This window comes from Rhodovulum steppense (assembly GCF_004339675.1).
Classification (GTDB): Bacteria; Pseudomonadota; Alphaproteobacteria; order Rhodobacterales; family Rhodobacteraceae; genus Rhodovulum; species Rhodovulum steppense.
On sequence record NZ_SLVM01000015.1, the window covers coordinates 61,731 to 82,385 of the forward strand.

Consider the following 20,655-nt stretch of genomic DNA (forward strand, 5'->3'; position numbering starts at 1 on the left):
GCCTTGCCAGCCGGAGGGGCCTGACGGGCATCCCCGTCGTGACCCGGAGGCGCAACGATCCGGACCGTCGGCCCGGGACGGCCGATATCCTCGTCCGGCGGTCGGCGCGTCCATCGCGGACCGCACCCGATGGCTACTACACGATCACGGTCCCGGCACGGTGCCGGTCAACGGTCGCGGGCCGTGCAGGAACTGGACCACGCCTGGGCCGCCCCTTCATGTCCACGATGGCGGATTTCGCGGCGTGACCTGCATGCGCCTCGTCGCGCCCGGCGCAGGCAGATAGCGACGGCCGGCCCGGACAGGGTTGGTCGACCGGCGTGCGAGATGGCCGCGGCCCGCGTCACCGCAGCTCAAGACAGCGCGCCCGTTTCACAAGGGCCGCCTGCGCGTCGGAGAGCACCTCGCCCGCGAACAGCCCGCGCAGCCAGTCGCAGGGCTCGCCTGTGTCGGTGTACCGGAAGACGGCATCGCGGTGCCCGCAGGCACGGCAGGTATATCCGGGCGGCTCCGATGCGGGCGTGGCGGACCAGGGATCGCAGGGAGCCCAGACCTGCTCCGCCGCGCCCCACCGCAGCCGTCGTCCATCCACCACCCGAATGACGTCGGTGCCGCGGCAGCGCCGGCACCGCGCGGCCCGTCTCCGCGGATACTGCGCGCCCGCACCGACGAGCGACAGGGCGGCCGCGACGCGCGCGAACGCGGCCATGCGGCCATGGGCCGCCGGAAACGGAGGGGCCTGACCCGCGTCGTAGACATCGGCCCGGCGGGGCGCGATGTGCCAGCCAAGGGCCGAGAGCACCCGCGTGGCCTCCGCGCGCAGGCTGCGTCTCAGGGCCTGCGGTTCGGTCTTGACGACGACATAGGCGATTTCCGCGACGAAGGCGGGCTGGCTGTAGTGCATTTGCGCGAGGAGGATGAATTCGGCGCCGGGATGGCGCAGCGCGAGCCAGGTCGCGACATCGGCGAGATCCTGTTCGAGAAGGCGGTCCCGAAGCTCCAGGGCCGCCTCGCGCGGCGTGGCCATGACGCCGAGCGGCTGAAACGCCCGCGGCGACAGGACGATATCGGTCGGCTTGCCGCGGAAACGCACGGTCCGGACATCCGGTTGCCCGGTCTCCTCGATCTCCATGTCATGCGGGGTCATGCGGGCACCCGATCACCGCATGCCCCGTTTGGTCGGGGGCGCGGGCCCGCGGACGGATGCCACCTCGCTCATGCCCTTGCGGATGGTTCCCGCCATGCCCATCAGGGGGCTCCCGGTCGCCTCGCGGACTTCGAGACCGCGGTGGCCGACCTTCCGGAGCCCCTCGGGGACGGACCGGCCGAAGCCCTTGCAGACCACAAGCAGGCGGCGGCCGGCGGTCGGCCGATTGGCGTCGCGGGGGCCGGAGGGCGGTGGGCCGTGATCGCGCATCAGGGGCCACTCCTGGGCGGGCGCTTCGCAGGGCGCGCGTTCCCGGCGAGGTCGAGATGTATCCGGTGCCCGATCCCGCCGCCGGTCATGGGAAGATCGCGCGCCGATCGCGTCGGCGACGGTGGCGCCTTGGGCGACCGCCGACCGTCGGGCAGTCCTGATCGCGATGTTCGGCACTGGGGCAGACATGCCATTCTCCCTGGGATCGACAGGAGGTACATTGGCTGGTTTGGGAGAACCCGAAGCGAATTCCTCGGCGCCGATGGAACAGGACAGCCGCCGAGTTCGGTCACCTGCATCCTGCATCCTGCATCCTGGATCCTGCAGACTTGCCGCGGGCATGAGGGCCATGGTCTCTGGCGCGTCCTGCGGTTCGCGAGAGGAGATTGCCCGTGAACCGTAGGCTGCGATCGGACAAGGCTCTACCGGACCACCGTCCCCGGTGCGTCGAAGGACCGGGGTAGCCCGACAGGATGCTCTATCGGTGGTGCTGGGCGGATAGCTGCCGTTCGCTGCAGAGGCGAAGCGGCTCGCCAAGATCTGGAAGAGCTGCCATTCGCAGCGCTCACGGGCGGCCGTAGCCTCGATCTTTCATCAGAGATTCGCTGTGCTATGCCCGAGCGGCGGGAATGCGCAGGATAGCTCGCTCTGCAACGTCAATGTCACCGGACAAGATGCAAGGGGGCAAGCGACCCGGAGTTTCTTCGACCGGTTCGTTCCCCGCCGCAATGCGGCGTGGTTCGCGGCCGTTCGTGCGGACCGCAGCGAGAACTGCCAGCGGGAATTGCGTTGTCGAACCGTGCTGTCATTCGATCTCTTGCAACCGGCTTTGGCATGGAACTCGCACCATGGCGAACATCACCTGTCGAATGCACGGGTTCCGCGTCGCGCGGGGTAACCCCAAGGGCATCAGTTCGTCGCACGATTTCGCGCGCGACGTTGCGTGCCCCTTCACGATACCGGGCTCAGGCTGCTCGCCCCTTGCCAGCAGCGCCGGTCCAGCAGACCCCGATATGAATGTTTTTCTTATATTTCCAAAAGGCTTGCGTGGCGGAAACAAGGGCGACGGCCGATACGGGTTTGGGCCGTCAGACCGGCTTTTCCCAACGAAAGGAACCGAAAGGAACCGAAAGGTGAAGCTGAGTGCACGAAACATCCTTGCTGGCACAGTAACCGAAGTCGAGACGGGAACCGTCACGACCCATGTCAAGATCGACGTCGGCGGTGCGACGGTTACGGCATCGATCACCAACGAGGCGGCATCCGATCTGGGGCTCAAGGTGGGTGACAAGGCGAGCGCCATCATCAAGTCGACCGACGTCATCGTCGGCAAGCACTAGGGCCGAGCCTCGCACGGCGTCACATCGCCTGCCCGACGGGGCGACATCTCGCGTGGCGCCCTGTCTCGCACCCCCCCCAAAAAATCCGGGCACGAAACCCTCTGGCTTGGGCCCCCGCATGTCTCGACAATGAAGCAGCGGTCCCGGGAGCACGCGTGATTGTGTGGTCCCCGGGCGCCCCGGTGCCCGGTCCTGGTGGCTGTGCGGCTGGAGGAAGGGCCCCGCAATCGCTCAGTGGTTCGGGCAGGGCTGCCCGCCGTAGTCGGGCTTGAGGTCGATCAGGGGCGTACCGTCCACGCAATCGAGCCCGCGCACGGTCAGTACATTGCCCTCGCGCCCCAGCAGGGTCACCACCGACGAGGCGACCGGGTTGGGCCTGTTCGGCGAGCGCATCGCGAAGGTGCCGATGGTGGTGCCATCGTTGCGGGGGCTCTGCCGGACAAGGTCGCGCCGGGCGCCGTCCATCCAGTAGAGCAGTTGCAGTCGGTCCCTGGTTTCGATGCCTGCCAGCGCCTCGGCCCAGTGCGGGGCGATCTCGATCCGGCAGACGGGGCCCGCGACCGGGTCGCCTTGGCGGGGGCAGTCACGCGCGGTTTGCCAGGGCGTGCGCAAGCGGCCGATGAACCAGACCAGCGCATCGGCCTGGCGGGGAATGGGGACGAAGATTTCTCCGGCCCGGATGGTCGCCTTGGTGCCTTCCATTTTATGTCCTTTCCTCGATCTGGGCCTTGCAGGGCCGTTCGCGTGTGGCCAAAGCGACATCCGCGTCGGATTCGCGACGAACGCTCGACCGGATGCGCCGGTTTCCCGGCGAAACGGCTTGGCACGGTTCCTGCTTCATCGTCGCTATAAAGATGACTCACATATCGCCTGACACGCTAGGCACGGACAAGCGGATGAGCAACCGGCAGGCTGCCGCCTCGGGAAAGGCATCTGGCGGATATCCGTTTTCTGCCCGTTTCGACCGGGGTTTGCCCATGTCTGCGGCGGCGATGTGATGCAAGGGATCCGATGACATGCTTCTTCTCGACGACACCGCGCTGACCTGCCTTCTGAAACGGGATCCGGCAACCGCCGCACACGCCGGGTCCAGCCCCGCCCTTGGGCACCGGCTGGCCACGGTCGCGATGCGGGCCCGCGCCCCCGGGACCGCTTGCGGCACCGAGGAAGGCGCGCGGATGTTCGCGTTGCTGGGCTGTGCGGCGGACGTCGCGGTGGAAAGCGGCGCGACGGTTGGTCCGGGCGACCTGCTGCTGGCCGCGCGGGGGCCGGCGGCGGCGCTTCTGTCGGGATGGCAGTCCGTGCAGGGGCTGATCGAATGGGCCTCGGGCGTGGCCGGATCGACAGCCGGGATCGTGCGGGCGGCGCGGGCGGCCAATCCCGGGATCGTCGTCGCCTGCCCGCAGAAGGCGATCCCCGGTGCGCGACCGCTGGCGCTGAAGGCGGTGACGGCAGGCGGGGTGGCGATGCAGCGTGGCAGGGCGCGGGATGCGGTGCTGGTTCTTGCCGAGCACCGGGCCTTCGGAGGGCACGAGGGCCTTGTCGCGCGCATCCGTCAGCTGCGCGCGGCCGATCCGGGCCAGGGCATCGTGGTCGAGGTCGGCTCCTGCGAGGATGCGCTCTGTGCCGCGGGATACGGGGCCGACACCGTCCAGCTGGCGCGTATGACGCCGGCCGAGGTCGCCGCGACGGCACGGGCTCTGGCGGCCGGCTGGAACGGCGAACTTGTCGTGACGGGATCCATCGGTGAGGACATGGCGGCGGCCTATGCGACTTCGGGGGCGCATGTGTTGTCGACCTCGGCGCCCTACCATTCCGCGCCCGAGGAGATCGACGTGGCGTTCGAGGCGGGCTGAGCCGCGATCGCGCCCGGGATGGGGGCGGTGCGGATCTCGTGGCGCCCCACGTCCTGCCCGCCCGCATCGTCACCGTCGAACGGACCGGCGCTGGCGCGGCGGCTAGACCTTTGGCAGGACGAGGCCCGGGCCCCGTGCCGCGCCCCTGCCCGAGTCGCTGCCATGCCCGTGGCCGCCGCAACCGCAGCCGCCACCGCAACCGCCACCCCGGCCGTGGCCATGCCCGCCGCCGCCGCAGGCGCCTTGCGTGCAGGCGTCGCCGCGGGTGGGGGCGTGGGCCGGGGCGATGGCCGCAAGCGGGACAATGGCCGGACCCTTGCCATGCCCATGACCGCCTACGTTGAACACCGGGTTCGCCACCGGTCCGCGCAGACCCGGCACGTAGGCGACAAGGAACATCCCCCAGCCCGCGCACCAGACCGCCGCCGCGGCATCGAGCAGCGGCTCGTAGGTCGCGGGCATGAGCGGCGCGGCAAGACGCAGCCCGGCCGCGGCCCAGATCAGCGCGAAGGCCCCGCCCAGCACCGGGCCGATCCGCAGCGCCCCGCCCTCGCGCCGGGCCGCGGCGCGGGAGGCGATGGACATCGCCAGCCCCGCCATCGCGCCCATCATCAGTGCGTGGATCGCGTCGGCCTCGCGCCAGGGCGTGGGGAGCAGCGCCGCAAGCCCCGTCAGAACCAGGCCGAGGGGCAGCCAGGCGAAGGCGAGGTGCAGCATCAGCGCGGGCGCGTAGCGCGCTGCAGCAAGGCTTTTCCAGCGCCGAATGCGCCAGAGTTGCGCCGCGCCCGCGGCGATCAGGACGGCGGCGGCTGCCTCCGTCGGGCCTGCCAGGGTCAGCGGAAAGGCCAGCAGCATCAGAGCCAGCCCGATCCGGCTGGCCAGCGGGTCGATCCGGGGCAGCGGCCCGCCGCGCGGCGCCAGCCAGCCCGCGGTGAAGGCGGGCGCCATGTTGCCCGCGATCACCGAAACCTTGGTGGCGAAGAACAGCACCAGCACCCGCGTCATCTCCGCCTCGCCCGGCCAGGGAAGCGCCCCCAGCGCCGTGGCCACGAAGGCCGCATCCGCGAGGCCAAGGAATGCGATCACGGCCGGGACCGCCCAGCGGTCCCACCGCCGCTGGCTGACGATTGCCCGAAGGTAGAGCCCCGTGAACAGGGCGTAGAAGGCCAGCCCCGGCGCCAGGACCAGGGGCAGCGGCAGCGTCTCGGCCAGCAGGGCGGCCAGACGCGCCAGCGCCCAGAGCGCGACCAGACCGATCAGCGGCCACCCCGTCACCCGCCGCGCCCCGGTCCAACTGGGCATGACCGTGAGGAAATAGGCGGCCATCGCGGCGCCACCCACCCCCACCGTCATCTCGTGGGCATGCCAGAGCGTCGTGGTTCCGAGGCTCGGCACCGGAAGGCCCAGTCGCAGGCCGACATGCCAGACGAGGATCGCGATCACGGCCCAGAGCGCCGAGAGCGCGAAGAATGGCCGGTTGGGCGACAGCCACATGTCGCGGTAAAGCCGCCCGCTGGCAATCCGGGCCATCCCCCCTCGGCCCCCGGCATCGCGGCCGCGCCCTGTCTGGGGCGTGATGTCGAGATCGGGCATGTTCGTCGCTCCTGACGGTGGGGTCGTGGCGGATCATTAAAGGTGATTCTAATTGTCAAGTTTAGAGTGCCCCCGCCGTGGGCGGCAAGGACGCCGCCGCAGCAGCTCAGGCCGGTTCGATGGTGACGGCGACATCGGCCGGCTTGGCATAATAGGGGGCGGAGGTGACCAGCACCTGCGCACCGGTCGCGGCATAGGCGGCGGCGTTGGCCGCGTTTATGCCTCCCGCAGCGGCAAGACAGCCGGGCCAGCCCACGAGCGTCTCGGCCGTGGCCGCCACATCCTCGGGCGCGAATTTCTCCAGTTGCAGCACGTCCGCGCCGGCCTCGGCGGCATGCAGGGCATCGTCCCGCGTCGTGACCTCGACGACGATGCGCCGCTCGGGACAGGCGGCACGCAGCCGCGCGATCTGGGGGGCGAGCGCATCGGCGCCGCCGAAAATCCGGTGCTCGGGGAACAGCAAAACCGTCTCGGAAAGGCCCGTCCGGTGGATCTCGGCGCCGCCCGCGACGATGGCCCTCAGCGACAGCGCGCGGGTGAAGGGGGCGGGCTTGCGGGTGCAGGCCACGACGATGCCGGGAGCGGTCGCACGGGCCGCGTCCACGATGCCGGCGGCAGAGGTGGCGATGCCCGAGGCCCATTCGGTCAGGGTCTGTGCGACCTTCCAGCCGGCATGCAGCGCTTCGGCCCGGCCGCGCGCGACGAGCAACGTCTCGCCCGCCGCGGTCCGCTGCCCGGTCGGCGCGTGCAGCTCCGCCTCGGCCCCCAGCAGGGCGAAGATCCGCGCCGCCTCCTCGCTGCCGCAGACGGTCATCGCCCCGCGGGCGCGCATGGTCAGCACGCCCGGAAGCGCCCCGATCCCGAGGCTGCGGGTGGTCAGGTCGCCATGGGGCAGGTCTTCCTTCAGCAGGCGCAGCAGGGCGTCGTCATCGAGGGGGAACATGAGGGGGCGGTCCTTTCGGTCAGGGTGCCATCGGCGATGCGGACCGAGCGGTCGGCGAGCGCCGCAGCCTCGGCCGGGTCATGGGTGACGATCAGCGCGGTGATGCCCAGCCGGCGGCGCAGCGCATCGACCTCGCGCCAGAGCGCGCCCCGGGTGGCGTGATCGAGATTGGCGAAGGGTTCGTCGAGCAGCAGGAGCCGCGGCCTGCAGACGAGGGCGCGCGCCAACGCCGCGCGCTGGCGTTCCCCGCCCGACAGGCTGGCGGGGCGGCGGCTGGCGCGGTGGTCGATGGCGCAAAGCGCCAGCGTCTCGGCCACGCGGGCGGCGCGCGCGGCGCGGTCGAGGCCGCGGAACACCAGCGGCAGGTGCAGGTTGTTCGCCACGCTGAGATGGGGAAACAGGTGCAGATCCTGGCTCATGTAGCCGATGCCGCGGCGATGGGGCGGCAGCCAGGTCAGCTCGCCCCCGTCAAGCAGAACCCGGCCCCGGTGCGGCAAGAGCCCCGCGACGATCTTCAGCAGTGTGCTTTTCCCCGCGCCCGAGGGGCCGAGCACCGCCACCGCCTCGCCCGGCCTGACGGTCAGATCGAGCGGGGCCAGCACCGCGTTCGCCACGCCCTCAAGCCGCAAACCGGACATCCGCATCCTCCCGCAGGCTGTCGTCGCGCTCGGCGGTCAGCAGGCGGATCGCCAGCAGCAGCGCGAAGGCCAGCGCCAGCAGGATCAGCGCGCAGGCGATGGCAATGTCGGTCCGGCCGCTGGCGATGTTGAGGAAAACCGCCATCGGCAGCGTCTCGGTCTGCATCCGGGTGGCGCCCGCCACCATCAGCGTCGCGCCGAATTCCCCCAGCGCGCGGGCCCAGCCCAGCACGGCCGCGGCCAGCAGCGCCCGGCCCGCCATCGGCACCTCGACCAGCAGGAACGCCCAGAACGGCGGGATGCCCAGCGTCGCGGCATTGGCGGCAAAGCCCGGATCGACCGCGCCGAAGGCCGCCCGCGCCGAGCGCACGATGACCGAGGTTGCGATATAGGTCTGCGCGAGGATCACGCCCGCGGGCGAGAACAGCAGTTCGAGGCCCATCGCACTCAGCGCGCCGCCCACCGGCGCCTCGCGTCCCAGCAGGAACAGCAGGCCGATGCCCGCGACCAGCGGCGGGGTGACCATGGGCAGGTCGAGGATGGTCTCGACGACCGGCTTGCCCGGAAACCGGCGCCGGGCCAGCAGCCAGGCGCTCGGCACGCCGAGGGCCAGCGCCAGCGCCAGCGCCGTCAGCGAGGACCGCAGCGACATCGCCACCGCAAAGCGCGTCTCGTCCGAGGCCAGCGCCTCGGCGAGCGACGCAAGCGGCAACTGGCTGGCGAGCGCCCCGACCGCCCCGAGGATGGTGGCCACGATCAGGACGAGGGGCGCCCAGACGAGGACCGCGAGCACCCGCATGCCGCCTACTCCCGGGCCGGGCCGAAGCCCGCCGCGTCGAAGGCCGCGCGGCCCTCGTCCGAGGCGAGGAAGGCCACGAAATCGGCCGCGATCCCGGGATGCTTCGAGGTCGAGAGCACGCCGCCGGTGATCTCCTCGGCCGCGTAGCAGTCCTGCGGAATCCCGATCAGCGCGATCTTCTCGCCATGGGGCAGCGCGGCCGAGACCGACAGGATCGCGGCGTCGACATTGCCCTCGGCCACGTAGAGCGCAAGCTGTTGCAGGGTTGTGGCGCGCACGACCGTTTTGGCCCGGATAGCCTGCGCGTCACCGCACGTCTCCATGATCTCGTCGGCGGTGCGCCCCAGCGCCATCGCCTCCGGATCACCCAGCGCCAGCCTGAGTCCGGGGCGGGCAAGATCGCCCACGCCGGCGATCTTTCCGGCCTGCGCCCTGGCCACCCCGATCGCGGCGCCGTGGATGCCGAGGGCCGTCACGCCCGCGATCTTGCCCTCAGCCTCCAGCGTGTCGGAGAAGAACCTCGTACCCGCGAGGAAGACATCGCCCTGCCCGGTGGTCTCGAACCGGGCAAGGATCTGGCCCGTGCCGCCGTATTCGAGGACGATTTTGTGACCTGTCACCGCCTCGAACCGCTCTGCGAGGGGCTCGACCGCGGGGCGCAGCCCGGCGCCGGAATAGACGAAAAGCGTTTCGGCATGGGCGCCGGCGGCGTACAAGGCGGCCGAGAGCACGAGGCCGAGCCTCAGACGGGATCGCATGTCGATATCTCCTTCAAGAGGTTGCGGTCCTGGCCGCTGGCGTGACACGGGTTGACAGGGGCGGCGCCGGGTCGGCCAGGGCGACGGCCTTGAGGCGCGCGACGACCAGTTCGCCTTCCCTCAGGTTCAGCCTGTCCCAGGACTTGCGCGAGACCCGGGCCAGTAGGGCGGCGCCCTGCCCGTCGGCTCCAAGCGCGAGGCGCACGGTGACCTGGTGGCCGGGCTCGGGCTCGGCGCCCTGGATCCGGGCCGGGAGCGCGTTCAGGATGGTGGTGTCGAGTGGCGCATGGCGGCCGAGGCTGACATCGCTCGCGGGGATACGCAGGCGGCGGCGCATGCCGCGTGGGCCCAGATCGCCCGGCACCACCAGCCGCCCCCCCGGCACCTCGACCTCGGACAGGCCATAGACCGGATCGGTCGAGACCACCGCGCCGTCGATCACCGCGGCAGGCTGGGGCATGCGGATCAGCGGCAGCGCGGGGTCGGCTAGCATCGCGGCGATGGGTCCCGCGGCCCGGACGCGGCCGCCGCCCATCAGCACCAGCGTGTCGGCCAGCCGCTCCACCTCGGCGATGTCGTGGCTGACATAGATCACCGGGATCGACAGGCTGGCGTGAAGCCGTTCCAGATACGGCAGGATCTCGTCCTTGGAAAAGCGGTCGAGGGCGGAGAGCGGCTCGTCCATCAGCAGCAGTTGCGGCTGGGACAGCAACGCCCGGCCGATGGCGACGCGTTGCCGTTCGCCCCCGGAGAGCATCGCGGTGGGCCGGTCGAAGAGCGGCCCGATGCCCAGAAGGTCCACAACCTCGTCCCAGCCGATCCGGGCCGCGCCCCGTGACCGGCGCAGGCCGAAGCGCAGGTTGGACTCGACCGAGAGATGCGGGAAAAGGCTCGCTTCCTGAAAGACATAGCCGATGGCGCGGCGGTGGGGCGGCACGAAGCGGCGCCCCTCCTGCCAGGTCTCGCCGTTGACGACCAGCCGCCCCTCGGGCAGCCGCATCAGCCCCGCGATGGCGCGCAGGACGGTGGTCTTGCCGCAGCCCGACGGGCCGAAGAGCGCGGTGATCCCCTGTCCCGGCACCTCGAAGGCCGTGTCGAGGTCGAACGAGCCCAGCCGCCCCCGGAACGCCGCCCCGATCATTGCCGCGCCCGGTTCAGGCGGCGTTCCACCAGCATCATCGCCAGGATCACGACGAAGGACATCGCCAGCATGCCGCCCGCAAGGATATGTGCCTTGCCCCATTGCAGCGTCTCGACATAGTCGAAGATCGTCACCGACAGCACCTTGGTCTCTCCCGGGATGCCGCCTCCGATCATCAGGATGACGCCGAACTCGCCCACCGTGTGCGCGAAACCAAGGATCGCGCCGGTAAAGATTCCGGGCAGCGCCAGTGGCAGGGCGACGGTGAAGAATGCATCCAGCGGCGCGGCGCGCAAGGTCGCCGCCACCTCCATCGGCCGCGGCCCCATCGCTTCGAAGGCGTTGCGGATCGGGTTCACCACGAAGGGCATCGAATAGATCACCGAGCCCACCACAAGCCCCTCGAAGGTGAACGACAGCTTGCGCCCCAGGAGCGCGGTCAGGGGGCTGTTCGGCCCCATGGCGATCAGCAGGTAGAAGCCCAGAACCGTGGGCGGCAGCACGATGGGCAGGGCGACGATGGTGGCGACGACCTCCTTCCAGAGCCCGCCCGCCCGCGACAGCCACCAGGCCAGAGGGGTCCCGACCAGCAGCAGCACGACGGTCGTGACGCCGGCAAGCTTCAGCGTCAGGATGATCGTCTCGACCATCGCAGCATCGAGCAGGGGCCCCTCCGCCATGACTTACTCGCCCGGCGCGTAGCCGTATTTCTCGATGATCGCGCGCGCCTCGGGCCCCTTGAGGAAGTCGACATAGGCCGTGGCGGCCTCGTTTTCGGCGCCCGTCTTCAGCAGGACCGCGTCCTGACGGATCGGGGTGTAGAGATCCTGCGGGATCATCCAGCGCGAGCCCGCGTCGTCGGCAACGACCTGGCTGAGCGCGACGAAGCCCAGTTCGGCATTGCCGGTGGCGACGAACTGGTGGGTCTGGCTGATGCTCTTGCCCTGCACGATCTTCGACGCCAGCGCCTCGTGGATGCCGAGCGCGCGCATCACCTCGACCGCGGCGGCGCCATAGGGCGCGGTCTCTGGGGTGGCGATGGCGACATGGGTGAAGCCACCGGTCTTCAGCGCCGCCTCGCTGCCGTCGATCAGTTCGGCATCGGCGCTCCACAGCACCAATTGCCCGACCGCGTAGGTGAAGCGCGATCCGGGCACGGCCAGGCCCTCGGCCTCCGCCTTCTCCGGGCGGGCCTGGTCGGCGGCGAGGAACACCTCGAACGGCGCGTTCTGGGTGATCTGGGTGTAAAGCTGCCCGGTCGGCCCGAAGCTGTAGGTGACGGTATGGCCGGTGGCCGCGGTGAAGGCGGCGGCGATCTCGTTCGCGGCCTCGGTGAAGTTCGCGGCGACCGCGACGAGGGTCGGGGCGGCCCGGGACGGGGCGGCGAAGGCGAAAGAGACGAGAAGGGCCGCGGCACTGCCGCGCAGGATGGCTCTGCGGAAGGTCATGGGAAAGCTCCTTTCGGTCATGGCATGAATTCGGCGCCCGGCGCGCATCCGGCCCGGCGCGGGAAGTGGGTCGGGGATCACGGCATGGCGATGATGACGTGGCTCGCCTTGAACAGCGCAGTGGCGGTCGCGCCAACGTCGAGCCCGAGGCTTTCGGCGCTCTTGCGGGTGATCATCGCGGTGATCGTCTTGCCCGCGCCCAGATCGAGCGTGATCTCGCTGTTCACCGGTCCGTCCTCGCGCGCCGCGACGGTGCCGGTCAGCCGGTTGCAGGCCGAGACCCGGCCCTGGTCGTCACCCGCCATCAGCATCACGAAGGTCGCCTTGATCAGGGCGAAGACCTCCGCGCCTTCCTTCAGGCCCATGTCCTCGGTGCTGCGCTCGGTGATGACCGCGGTCAGGGGGACGTGGCCATCGGTCAGCGCCAGGTCGATCTCGGCGTTGACCGCGCCTTGCGTGACCTTTGTGACGGTGCAGCGGTAGGTGTTGCGGGTACTTGTCTGCATCAGGAGGCTCCAGAGGGTGTTGACCGCGCCAACCGGAGAGGTCGCGAGGCCTGTGTTGATTGCGGAAAGCGCCTTGCCGAGAGAGGTCTCGAGCATGGAAAAACAGTCGATCAGCGCAAAGCCGGCCCGCGTCACCGTCGCCCCGCCGCCTGTCCGCCCGCCCGGCGCCGCCTCGACCAGCGGCTGGGCGAAGAGGTTGTTGAGCGTGCCGACCGCATCCCAAGCCGCCTTGTAGGACAACCCCACCTCGCGCGCCGCGCCCGCGATGGAGCCGTGCGCGTCGATGGCCCGCAACAGCCGGATCCTGTCGCCCCCCACCCGCGGCGCGCCCTCGCGCTGCAGGATCAGGGCTGCCTTCAACGTGCTGTCCGACATGAGCAGGGCTCCGGGTTCGCGACGAAAGCGCTATATATTAATTCTGCATAACGAGTCGCCGAAGCCGGGCGCAAGACCTTTCGTTAACACTGTCACCTTTACAGCGGATATTCCCCCCGGGAGGGCCGGAAAAGGCGGCGCCGTAGTCATCTGTGGCGCCGTTCCCCGTGAAAACCTGGGCAGATCGCCGGACCCTGCACAGGTTGTGGGCACTTCCGAAACACCGGAGAGGGAGGGGGTGGCGCCCTGCGTCTGTCGCGCCGGTATCCCGGTGTTGCGACTCGGGCCGGGCTCAGGGCGGCCGCACCCCGGCCCGCGGCCACGACTTGCCCCGAAGTCGCGGTTCCGCAGGCGCCTGGAATTCTGGCGGCGGATAGCCGTAATGCCGAAAGGGCGTGCGTCCCGGGCCGTGACTGCGCGGTAAGGACGCTTGCCTTTCATGGAACGGATATCGTTATGTATGCCAAAAACATAACGATGCGCCGGGCGAACGTCATTCGGAGGAGATCATGGCCGGCACGGATCCTTTCCCCTTCGATGCCGAGTGCGATATCGCCGCGGTGACCTACGGGCCAGGAGAGCCGCCGGACGCGCTGATCGCAGCCTTCGTTTCGCGTCTGACAGGCCAAGGGTATCGGGTCGCCGGAATGGTGCAGCGGGGTGCCTGTCGGGACGGGCACATCGGGCGCGAAGTGACGCTGTTCCCCTGGGAAGAGCGCCTGATCCTGACCGACGCACACGACCCGCGGTTTGCCGGGATCGAGACCCGGATCATGGGCGTCCTCGACTTGCGGCCCGACCTCGTCGTGCTGAACCGGTTCGGCTGGCTCGAACGCTGCGGCGGCGGCTGGCGGCGGGTCATTGCACGCGCGATGGATCTGGGCCTTCCGGTTCTCGTTCCCGTCCCCCAGGTGATCTTCCGGGACTGGCTGGACTACACGGGTGGCCTTTCCGTCCGCCTGTCCGGCAGCGCACCGGCCCTCGAGGACTGGTGGCAGTCCATGAGGGCCGAGCATCTGCCGGGAACCCGACAGAACTGGTGCATGACCCTGAAATGACCGCATCCCGCGGATGCGGCCGTACGGTTCGAACGGGGCATCGCGTCCGGGCAACCCGGCCGCGGCGTGCTTGAAAATCGGGCAGAACCGCCGACGCCTGGCCACGGGACCGGGAAGAACCGCCCTTGACCCTTGCGGCCGAAGCATCGCTATATACTCATGCAATATAGCGAGAGACTTGCCGCGCTTTTACGGGGCAGCGACCGCCCGGACCGGCATGGATGACGGGAGACCAAGGGACATGACGCGGAAACGAAGCGACGAGGGAACAGAGGCGGTGTTCCGGAATTTGGGCCGCCGGTTCCGCAAGAAGAACGATGTGGCAAAAGCTGATGGACATCCATGACCCTCACCGCCCCCGACCCCATGCGTCCGCATGAAGAATGCGTGCATCTGCCCGGCGGATTCGACGCCGGCGTGTGGTTCATCGGCCGCATCCGGACGCCCTGGGCGCGCCGCGAGGATTGCCCCAAGCGCGGCGATCCGGAAAACGGGCCGGAGTGCCACATCGAGGTGGATGCCCCCTGGCTTTCGGCGCTGGCCGGGGTCGAGGGCAAGGACCGGATGCAGGTTCTGTACTGGATGCATCTGTCGCGGCGCGACCTCGTGCGGCAGAACCCCTGCTTCGACGCGCAGTCGGTGGGCACCTTCGCCCTGCGCTCGCCACTTCGGCCCAACCCGATCGCCTCGTCCTTCGTTCGGCTGCTGCGGGTCGAGGGCAAGTTCCTGACCGTGCGGGGCCTTGATTGCATCGACGGCACGCCGCTGGTCGACCTCAAGCCCGAATTCGGAGTCCTGCCATGACGCATGTCCGCCTGACCGCATGGGTTGCCGGGGGTCTTGCCGCTGTCCTTGTGGCGCTGCCTGCGGCCGCCGAAACGCGCACGATCACCGATGCCACCGGACGGCAGGTCGAGGTGCCCGCCGATCCCGAACGGGTCTTTGCCGCGGGCCCGCCGGCCGCGACGCTGCTCTACACGCTGAAGCCGCGGGCCATGGTCGGCTGGGTGCGCGCGCCGCGCGACGCCGATCTGCCCTTCCTGCGGCCCGATTCCCGCGATCTGCCCGCCCTTGGCTGGCTCACCGGCAAGGGCGATACCCTGAACCTCGAGGTGCTGCTGACGGCGCGGCCCGATCTGATCGTCGATTACGGCACGGTGAACGCCACCTATCGCGATCTTGCCGAACGGGTTCAGGCGCAGACCGGCACGCCCTATGCCCTGATCGACGGCTCGTTCCCGACGATCCCCGCCACCCTGCGCGACCTGGGCGGCCTGCTGGCCGAGCCCGAGCGGAGCGAAGTGCTGGCCACCTATGCCGAGGCGACATTCGCCGAAATCGATGCAATCCTGGCCACAGTGCCCGAGGACCAGCGCCCGACCGTCTATCTCGCCCGCGGCCCCGAGGGGATCGAGACGGCGGCGCGGGGCTCGATCAATGCCGAGATCATCGAGCGCGCGGGCGGCCGGAACGTGGTCGAGGCCGGGCCGGACGGGCTGGCCATCGTGTCGCCTGAACAGGTTCAGGCCTGGGCCCCCGAGGTGATCGTGACCATCGACGCCGATTTCGCGGCCAATGTCGGCGCGATGCCCGAATGGCAGGGCATTCCGGCGGTGCGCGAGGGCCGGGTCCATCTTGCCCCCTCCGCGCCCTTCGGCTTCATCGACAGCCCGCCCTCGGTCAACCGGCTGATCGGGCTGAAATGGCTGGCGCACAAGCTTTATCCCGCGCAGGCCAAGGGTGATCTTAGGGCCGAGGTGGCTGGGTTCTACACGCTCTTCTACGGCGTGACGCCGGATGACGCGGCGCTGGCCGGGCTTCTGGGTGAGTGAGCGTGCGGCGCCGCCGCTGCTGTTGCTGGATCTGACGGGGGCAATGGCGGCGGGCGTGATGCTGGGGCCATACCCGCTGTCGCCCATTGAGGTCGCGGGCACGCTCGCCGGCCGCCCGCCCGATCCGCAGGCGGCCATCGTGCTGTGGAACATCCGTCTGCCGCGGGTCGTGGCGGCGGCGCTGATCGGGGCGGCGCTGGCGGCGGCGGGGGCGGCCTACCAGACGATCTTCCGCAACCCGCTGGTGGCCCCCGACATCCTGGGCGTGTCGCAGGGTGCCGGCTTCGGCGCGGTGCTGGGCATCCTGCTGGGTCTGCCGGTTCTGGCGATCCAGATGATGGGCTTCGCCTTCGGTATCGCGACGATCGGGCTGGTCATGGGCCTCGCGCTGGCATTGCGCGGCATGGGACAGGTGCTGGTCGTGGTCCTGTGCGGCATGGCGGTCGCGGCGCTGGCGGGGGCGGGCATCTCGCTGGTCAAGCTGCTGGCCGATCCCGACGACCAGTTGCCCGCCATCACCTTCTGGCTGATGGGCAGCCTTGCGGGGATCAAGCAGGCCGATGTCGCCGCGGCGCTGCCTGCCATCCTCGCCGGCCTGGTGCCGCTGATCGCGTTGCGGTGGCGGATCGGCCTGCTGTCGCTGGGCGATGACGAGGCGCGCACGCTGGGGGTGGAGGCCGGGCGGCTGCGCCTGCTGGTGATCCTTGCGGCCACGTTGCTGACCGCGGCGGCGGTGTCGGTCGCGGGGGTGATCGGCTGGATCGGTCTGATGGTCCCGCACATGGCGCGGCTGGTCACGGGGCCCCGCTTCGACCGGCTGCTGCCGGTGGCGCTGGCGATGGGGGCGGGGTTGACGGTGCTGGTCGATGCCGCCGCGCGCAGCATCGCGGTGCAGGAGGTCCCGCTGGGCATCCTCACCGCGGTGCTCGGCGGCCCGCTTTTCCTGTGGCTGCTTGCGCGGGGCGTGCGGTCATGGGCGGAGTGACGCCGCTGGTCGAGGCCCGTGGGCTGGCCGTGGGTCATGGCGGAAGAACGATCCTGTCCGGGGTCGGACTGAGCCTGCATCACGGTCGTATCCTCTGCCTGCTCGGCCCGAACGGCGTCGGCAAGACCACGCTGTTCCGCACCCTTCTGGGCTTGCTGCCGCCGCTGGGCGGCGAAGTGCTTCTGGGCGGGTCCCCCCTTGCCGGTCTCGGCCGGTCGCAGGTCGCCCAGCGTCTGGCCTATGTGCCCCAATCCCTGGCTACACCCTTCGCCTGGCGTGCGCTGGACCTCGTTCTGATGGGGGCGGCGACGCGGCTGGGTCCCTTCGCCCGGCCGGGCCCGGCCGACACCGCGCGGGCCGAGGCGGCGCTGGCGCTGCTTGGCATCGGCGATCTGGCGACCGCCGAGATCACGCGGCTTTCGGGCGGTCAGCGGCAGATGGTGCTGCTCGCCCGCGCCATCGCCCAGGGGGCCGAGGCCATCGCTATGGACGAGCCCACCGCGAGCCTCGATTTCGCCAACCGCATCCGGGTGGGCAAGGCAATCAGGGGGCTCGCCGCGCGCGGATTGGGGGTGTTGATGTGCACCCACGATCCCGACCAGGCGGCCGAACTGGGCGACGAGGCGCTGCTGATCGAACGCGGCGGCGTTCTTGCCGCGGGGCCAGTGGCGGAGGTGATGACCGCCGCCCGTCTGACCCGACTCTATGACATCCCGGTTCGGCGCGAGGCTCTGCCCGAGGGCCGATTGCATTTTTCCGGGCCGTCCGACTGAGGGGAAGGCGGCCCCGTCACCGGGGCCGCCGCCTGTCAGAACGTGTAGGCCGTGGTCAGGTAGAACGTCCGGCCCGCCTCGGGGAAGCCCTCGACCAGTTCATAATTCTTGTCGAGGGCGTTCCGGACCCCGAAAACGATGCTGGCCCGGTCGCTGGCCTTCCATTCCATGTCCAGATTGACCAGCCCGAATCCCGCATTCCGCGTGTAGGCCACCTGGGTCGGATCGGCCGGCTGGATCGCGCTGTTCGATAGCCGCGAGCTGGAGAGTTCCAGCGAGGGCGAGATCGAGAAACTCTCGGTCGCCTGCCAGTCGAGCCGGAGATAGGCACTGTGCCGCGGCGTGTCGGTGGGCTTCAGCCCCGGCCGCACCGGGTCAGTGATGTCGCGGTCGAGGAAGGTATAGTTGGCTGACAGCGCGAGGTTGTCGCCGAGCTCGGTCGTGGCGCCGATCTCGAAGCCGGCATAGGTGCCATCGCCGACGTTCTGGTTCTGCGTGAGGCCAACCCCGACGGACAGCGACTGGATCATGTCGTCCACCTTGCTGTAGAACAGCGCGGTCTCGACCGCCACCGGACCGATGTCGCCACGATAGCCGATCTCGGCGCTCAGGGCGCGCTCGGAGCCCAGATCGGGATTGGGCACGGCGGTTCCGAACCGCGTGCTGTACCGCTCGAACAGTGTCGGGAAGCGGGTGCGCGACGACAGGCTGGCGTGGTACTCGCCCCCCGACTCGGGCGTCCAGATCGCCGCGAGTTGCCAGTTCACGGCGTCCGATGACCCCACCGGATCGCCGAAAGCGGTGCTGGTGCGGCTGGCCGCCAGAACCTCGGCCCGATCATAGCTGAGACCCGCGACGAAGCTGAGGTCCTCGCGCAGGCGGAATGTGTCTTCCAGGGCGACCGACCAGGTCCGCTCGCGGCTGGTCTCGGTCGGTTCGGGGATGGTGTTGACGTCCGGACGCGGCAACTGGATGTCGCGGTGCCGGTCATAGCGGTAGTGCAACGCCGCTGTCAGCGTGTTGCGCTCGCCGATGTCGGTGCCGAACTCCAGGCTGCCGCCCCAGGCCGTGTCGTCATAGGTGCTGTCGAAGGCGCGCCCGACGGTCTGGCTGGTATGCGTGTAGTCGTCGTAGGCGGACAGCACGTTGTCGAACTGGTGGTAGAAGAACCTGGTCTTCAGCCATGCGGTGCCGCCCAGATCGGTGGTCGAATAGAAGGTCAGCGCCTCGAGATCCCACTCCGGCCATTCCCAGTCGCGCTGGTAGCTCGCTCCGGGCGGCAGTGGCGCGGGCGTGATGCCGCGCACGGGCTGATCGACGTTGTAGGGCGCGTTCTTCGCACCCGTCTGGCGGGTATAGCTCAGCACGTATTCATCGGTGGCGTTGGGGGTGAAGCCGAACTTCAGGTTGAGCCGGCTGTCCTCGGTATCGGAATAGTCACGCAGGCCCGAGCCCTGCACCGGCGTCGGCTCATAGTCGCGCGACAGGTAGAACCCGTCATTGTCGCGGGTCAGATAGCTGCCCTGGACAAAGAACCGGTCCATCCGGGTGCCTAGCGACAGATAGCCCATGCGCGCTGTCACATCACCGCGGTTGCCCGCCTCGATGCCGACCCGCGCCTCGCCCTCGAAGGGTTCGGTGGGCTGCCGGGTGACCAGGTTGATCGCGCCGCCCATGCCGCCCGGCCCGTTCAGCACCGAGACATAGCCCTTCTGGATCTGGATTTCCGACAGGTCCGGCGTCAGGAAACGCCCGAAGTCCAGTCGGTTGTCGGCGGGCAGGTAGACGCGGATGCCGTCGACGTAAAGCGGCACCTGCAAGCGGTCGAAGCCCCGCACGAAGATCAGCCGCTCGTTCCGCGACCCGCCGGTATTGCCGACGCTGACGCCGGGCAGCGTGCGCACCGCGTCGTCGAGCGCGGCGCGGTTCGTGCGCCTGATCTCTTCGGCACTGACCGTGCTGCCGGTGCCGCCCTGCGATGCTTCGCCGGCCGACCGGACGATGATTTCGCCAAGGGCGAAGACCTCGCCGGGATCGCCCGACGACTGCTGGGCAAGGGCCGGCAGGCCAAAGCCGAACGAGACCAGACAGCCGGTCTGCACCAGCCGTAGAAGCAATGACATATCTGTCCCCCAGTGTTGCGGACGGCGTCTCTCGGCGCCGCCGATCGATTCGCTATATTGTCAGACTATATAGCGTTAACGATTGTGATAGCCCGGGGGTATCGCGAGGGGTGCGACGCCGAACCGTTGCCTTATGCAAGTGCAGATGCGGCGCCTTCTGCCCATCCGCAGGGCGTGTCCGACCCGCGACGGGCCCCGCCGTCCCGACAACGCGGCGTTGCCGCGCGGGTCGGTTACGCGGTATGGCTGCGATCAACGGAGAGGGAGGAGCCGACGCCATGCCGACAGACCTGCGCAGTGCGTTGACGCTGGAACGGCCCGGGGCGCGGATGGGCGCGGACCGGGTGGCGTTGCTGGCGGCGATCGGCCGGACCGGGTCTATCTCGGCCGCTGCCCGTGACGTGGGGCTGTCCTACAAGGCGGCCTGGGACGGCGTGCAGGCGATGAACAACGTCTTTGCGACCCCGCTGGTGACCGCCGCGCCGGGCGGGCGCGCGGGGGGCGGTGCTGCGCTGACCCCTGCGGGCGAGAAGGTGATCGCTGCCTTCACCGCGCTCCAGGAGGGGCTTGCGCGCGTTGTCGCCACGCTCGAGACCCAGATCGACATGAACCCCGGCGACATGCTCTGGAGCCTGATGATGAAGACCTCGGCCCGCAACGCCTATCGCTGCACCGTGACCGGGGTGACCGAGGGCGAGGTCAGCGCCGATGTGGTGATGGCCTTCGGCGACGGCCAGACCCTCGCCTCGGTCATCACCGGGCGCAGCGCCGCCGAGATGGGGCTTGCGCCGGGCGTCGAGGTGTTCGCGCTGGTCAAGTCCAGCTTCGTGATCCTCGCCAGGGGGGCGGAGGTCGGCGCGATCTCGGTGCGCAACCGGCTGACGGGCACGGTCGCCACCCGCACCGACGGGGCGGTGAACAGCGAGATCGAGCTGGATCTTGGTGGCGGCAAGACGCTGGTGGCCACCATCACCCGCGACAGCGCCGAAAAGCTGGGCCTGCAACCGGGCGACGAGGCCACCGCGCTGATCAAGTCGAGCCACGTGATCCTGGCCCTGCCCTGAGCCCCG

The 20,655-nt window shown here is 69.8% G+C and carries 20 protein-coding genes; 8 read left to right on the forward strand and 12 right to left on the reverse strand.

Translation table 11 applies throughout. The features are described from left to right. Window positions 1-343: 343 nt before the first annotated feature. Complete coding sequence (locus EV216_RS11375; protein WP_132695548.1) at window positions 344-1,132, reverse strand: hypothetical protein; 789 nt, start codon at window positions 1,130-1,132, stop codon at window positions 344-346. A 1,418-nt stretch (window positions 1,133-2,550) separates the two neighbouring features. On the opposite strand from EV216_RS11375, the gene EV216_RS11380 reads away from it, so the two are divergent. Beyond that, window positions 2,551-2,757, forward strand: a complete 207-nt coding sequence (locus EV216_RS11380) for a TOBE domain-containing protein (RefSeq protein WP_132541244.1) — start codon at window positions 2,551-2,553, stop codon at window positions 2,755-2,757. A 231-nt stretch (window positions 2,758-2,988) separates the two neighbouring features. Here EV216_RS11380 and tsaA read toward each other — a convergent pair whose 3' ends face one another. Next, window positions 2,989-3,459, reverse strand: coding sequence for a tRNA (N6-threonylcarbamoyladenosine(37)-N6)-methyltransferase TrmO (gene tsaA, locus EV216_RS11385; RefSeq protein WP_132695550.1), 471 nt, complete (start codon window positions 3,457-3,459; stop codon window positions 2,989-2,991). 314 nt (window positions 3,460-3,773) lie between these two features. On the opposite strand from tsaA, the gene EV216_RS11390 reads away from it, so the two are divergent. Then, a complete protein-coding gene (locus tag EV216_RS11390) occupies window positions 3,774-4,613 on the forward strand; it encodes a beta/alpha barrel domain-containing protein (protein ID WP_132695551.1) in 840 nt (279 codons plus the stop codon). Between the two features lie 102 nt (window positions 4,614-4,715). Here EV216_RS11390 and EV216_RS11395 read toward each other — a convergent pair whose 3' ends face one another. From EV216_RS11395 to EV216_RS11435, 9 genes are all read right to left on the reverse strand, one after another. Beyond that, a complete protein-coding gene (locus EV216_RS11395) occupies window positions 4,716-6,206 on the reverse strand; it encodes an NnrS family protein (RefSeq protein WP_132695553.1) in 1,491 nt (496 codons plus the stop codon). Between the two features lie 106 nt (window positions 6,207-6,312). Further along, entirely contained in the window at window positions 6,313-7,149 is an 837-nt protein-coding gene (gene modD / locus EV216_RS11400) for a ModD protein (RefSeq protein ID WP_132695555.1), read from the reverse strand. Beyond that, a complete protein-coding gene (locus EV216_RS11405) occupies window positions 7,110-7,787 on the reverse strand; it encodes an ABC transporter ATP-binding protein (protein ID WP_207894001.1) in 678 nt (225 codons plus the stop codon). Before EV216_RS11405 ends, modD begins: the two co-directional genes overlap by 40 nt. Then, window positions 7,768-8,586, reverse strand: coding sequence for an ABC transporter permease (locus EV216_RS11410; protein ID WP_132695558.1), 819 nt, complete (start codon window positions 8,584-8,586; stop codon window positions 7,768-7,770). The genes EV216_RS11405 and EV216_RS11410 overlap by 20 nt, the downstream gene beginning before the upstream one ends. A gap of 5 nt (window positions 8,587-8,591) precedes the next feature. Next, window positions 8,592-9,344: a molybdate ABC transporter substrate-binding protein gene (gene modA, locus EV216_RS11415; protein WP_132695560.1), complete on the reverse strand. Its 753-nt coding sequence runs from the start codon at window positions 9,342-9,344 to the stop codon at window positions 8,592-8,594. 13 nt (window positions 9,345-9,357) lie between these two features. Continuing rightward, complete coding sequence (modC, locus tag EV216_RS11420; RefSeq protein ID WP_132695562.1) at window positions 9,358-10,485, reverse strand: molybdenum ABC transporter ATP-binding protein; 1,128 nt, start codon at window positions 10,483-10,485, stop codon at window positions 9,358-9,360. After that, the gene (modB, locus tag EV216_RS11425) at window positions 10,482-11,165 is read right to left on the reverse strand and encodes a molybdate ABC transporter permease subunit (RefSeq protein WP_132695564.1); all 684 of its coding nucleotides are present in this window, start codon (window positions 11,163-11,165) and stop codon (window positions 10,482-10,484) included. The genes modC and modB overlap by 4 nt, the downstream gene beginning before the upstream one ends. A 3-nt stretch (window positions 11,166-11,168) precedes the next feature. Further along, window positions 11,169-11,933 carry a molybdate ABC transporter substrate-binding protein gene (gene modA / locus EV216_RS11430; RefSeq protein ID WP_132695566.1) on the reverse strand — a complete coding sequence of 255 codons (765 nt, stop codon included), beginning with the start codon at window positions 11,931-11,933 and terminating at the stop codon, window positions 11,169-11,171. 77 nt (window positions 11,934-12,010) lie between these two features. After that, the gene (locus EV216_RS11435; protein ID WP_132695567.1) at window positions 12,011-12,814 is read right to left on the reverse strand and encodes a TOBE domain-containing protein; all 804 of its coding nucleotides are present in this window, start codon (window positions 12,812-12,814) and stop codon (window positions 12,011-12,013) included. A 509-nt stretch (window positions 12,815-13,323) separates the two neighbouring features. On the opposite strand from EV216_RS11435, the gene EV216_RS11440 reads away from it, so the two are divergent. From EV216_RS11440 to EV216_RS11460, 5 genes are all read left to right on the forward strand, one after another. Further along, the gene (locus EV216_RS11440; RefSeq protein WP_132695569.1) at window positions 13,324-13,872 is read left to right on the forward strand and encodes a DUF2478 domain-containing protein; all 549 of its coding nucleotides are present in this window, start codon (window positions 13,324-13,326) and stop codon (window positions 13,870-13,872) included. A gap of 342 nt (window positions 13,873-14,214) precedes the next feature. Continuing rightward, a complete protein-coding gene (locus EV216_RS11445; protein ID WP_243642055.1) occupies window positions 14,215-14,676 on the forward strand; it encodes an SAM-dependent methyltransferase in 462 nt (153 codons plus the stop codon). Continuing rightward, complete coding sequence (locus tag EV216_RS11450) at window positions 14,673-15,704, forward strand: ABC transporter substrate-binding protein (RefSeq protein WP_132695571.1); 1,032 nt, start codon at window positions 14,673-14,675, stop codon at window positions 15,702-15,704. The genes EV216_RS11445 and EV216_RS11450 overlap by 4 nt, the downstream gene beginning before the upstream one ends. Continuing rightward, on the forward strand, window positions 15,697-16,689 hold the full coding sequence (locus tag EV216_RS11455; RefSeq protein WP_341539362.1) for a FecCD family ABC transporter permease: 993 nt from the start codon (window positions 15,697-15,699) through the stop codon (window positions 16,687-16,689). The genes EV216_RS11450 and EV216_RS11455 overlap by 8 nt, the downstream gene beginning before the upstream one ends. Then, on the forward strand, window positions 16,677-17,462 hold the full coding sequence (locus EV216_RS11460; RefSeq protein WP_132695573.1) for an ABC transporter ATP-binding protein: 786 nt from the start codon (window positions 16,677-16,679) through the stop codon (window positions 17,460-17,462). Before EV216_RS11455 ends, EV216_RS11460 begins: the two co-directional genes overlap by 13 nt. Before the next feature lie 35 nt (window positions 17,463-17,497). Here EV216_RS11460 and EV216_RS11465 read toward each other — a convergent pair whose 3' ends face one another. Further along, the gene (locus EV216_RS11465) at window positions 17,498-19,585 is read right to left on the reverse strand and encodes a TonB-dependent receptor plug domain-containing protein (RefSeq protein WP_132695575.1); all 2,088 of its coding nucleotides are present in this window, start codon (window positions 19,583-19,585) and stop codon (window positions 17,498-17,500) included. Between the two features lie 278 nt (window positions 19,586-19,863). On the opposite strand from EV216_RS11465, the gene EV216_RS11470 reads away from it, so the two are divergent. Beyond that, on the forward strand, window positions 19,864-20,649 hold the full coding sequence (locus tag EV216_RS11470; protein ID WP_132695576.1) for a TOBE domain-containing protein: 786 nt from the start codon (window positions 19,864-19,866) through the stop codon (window positions 20,647-20,649). The last annotated feature ends 6 nt before the right edge of the window (window positions 20,650-20,655 follow it).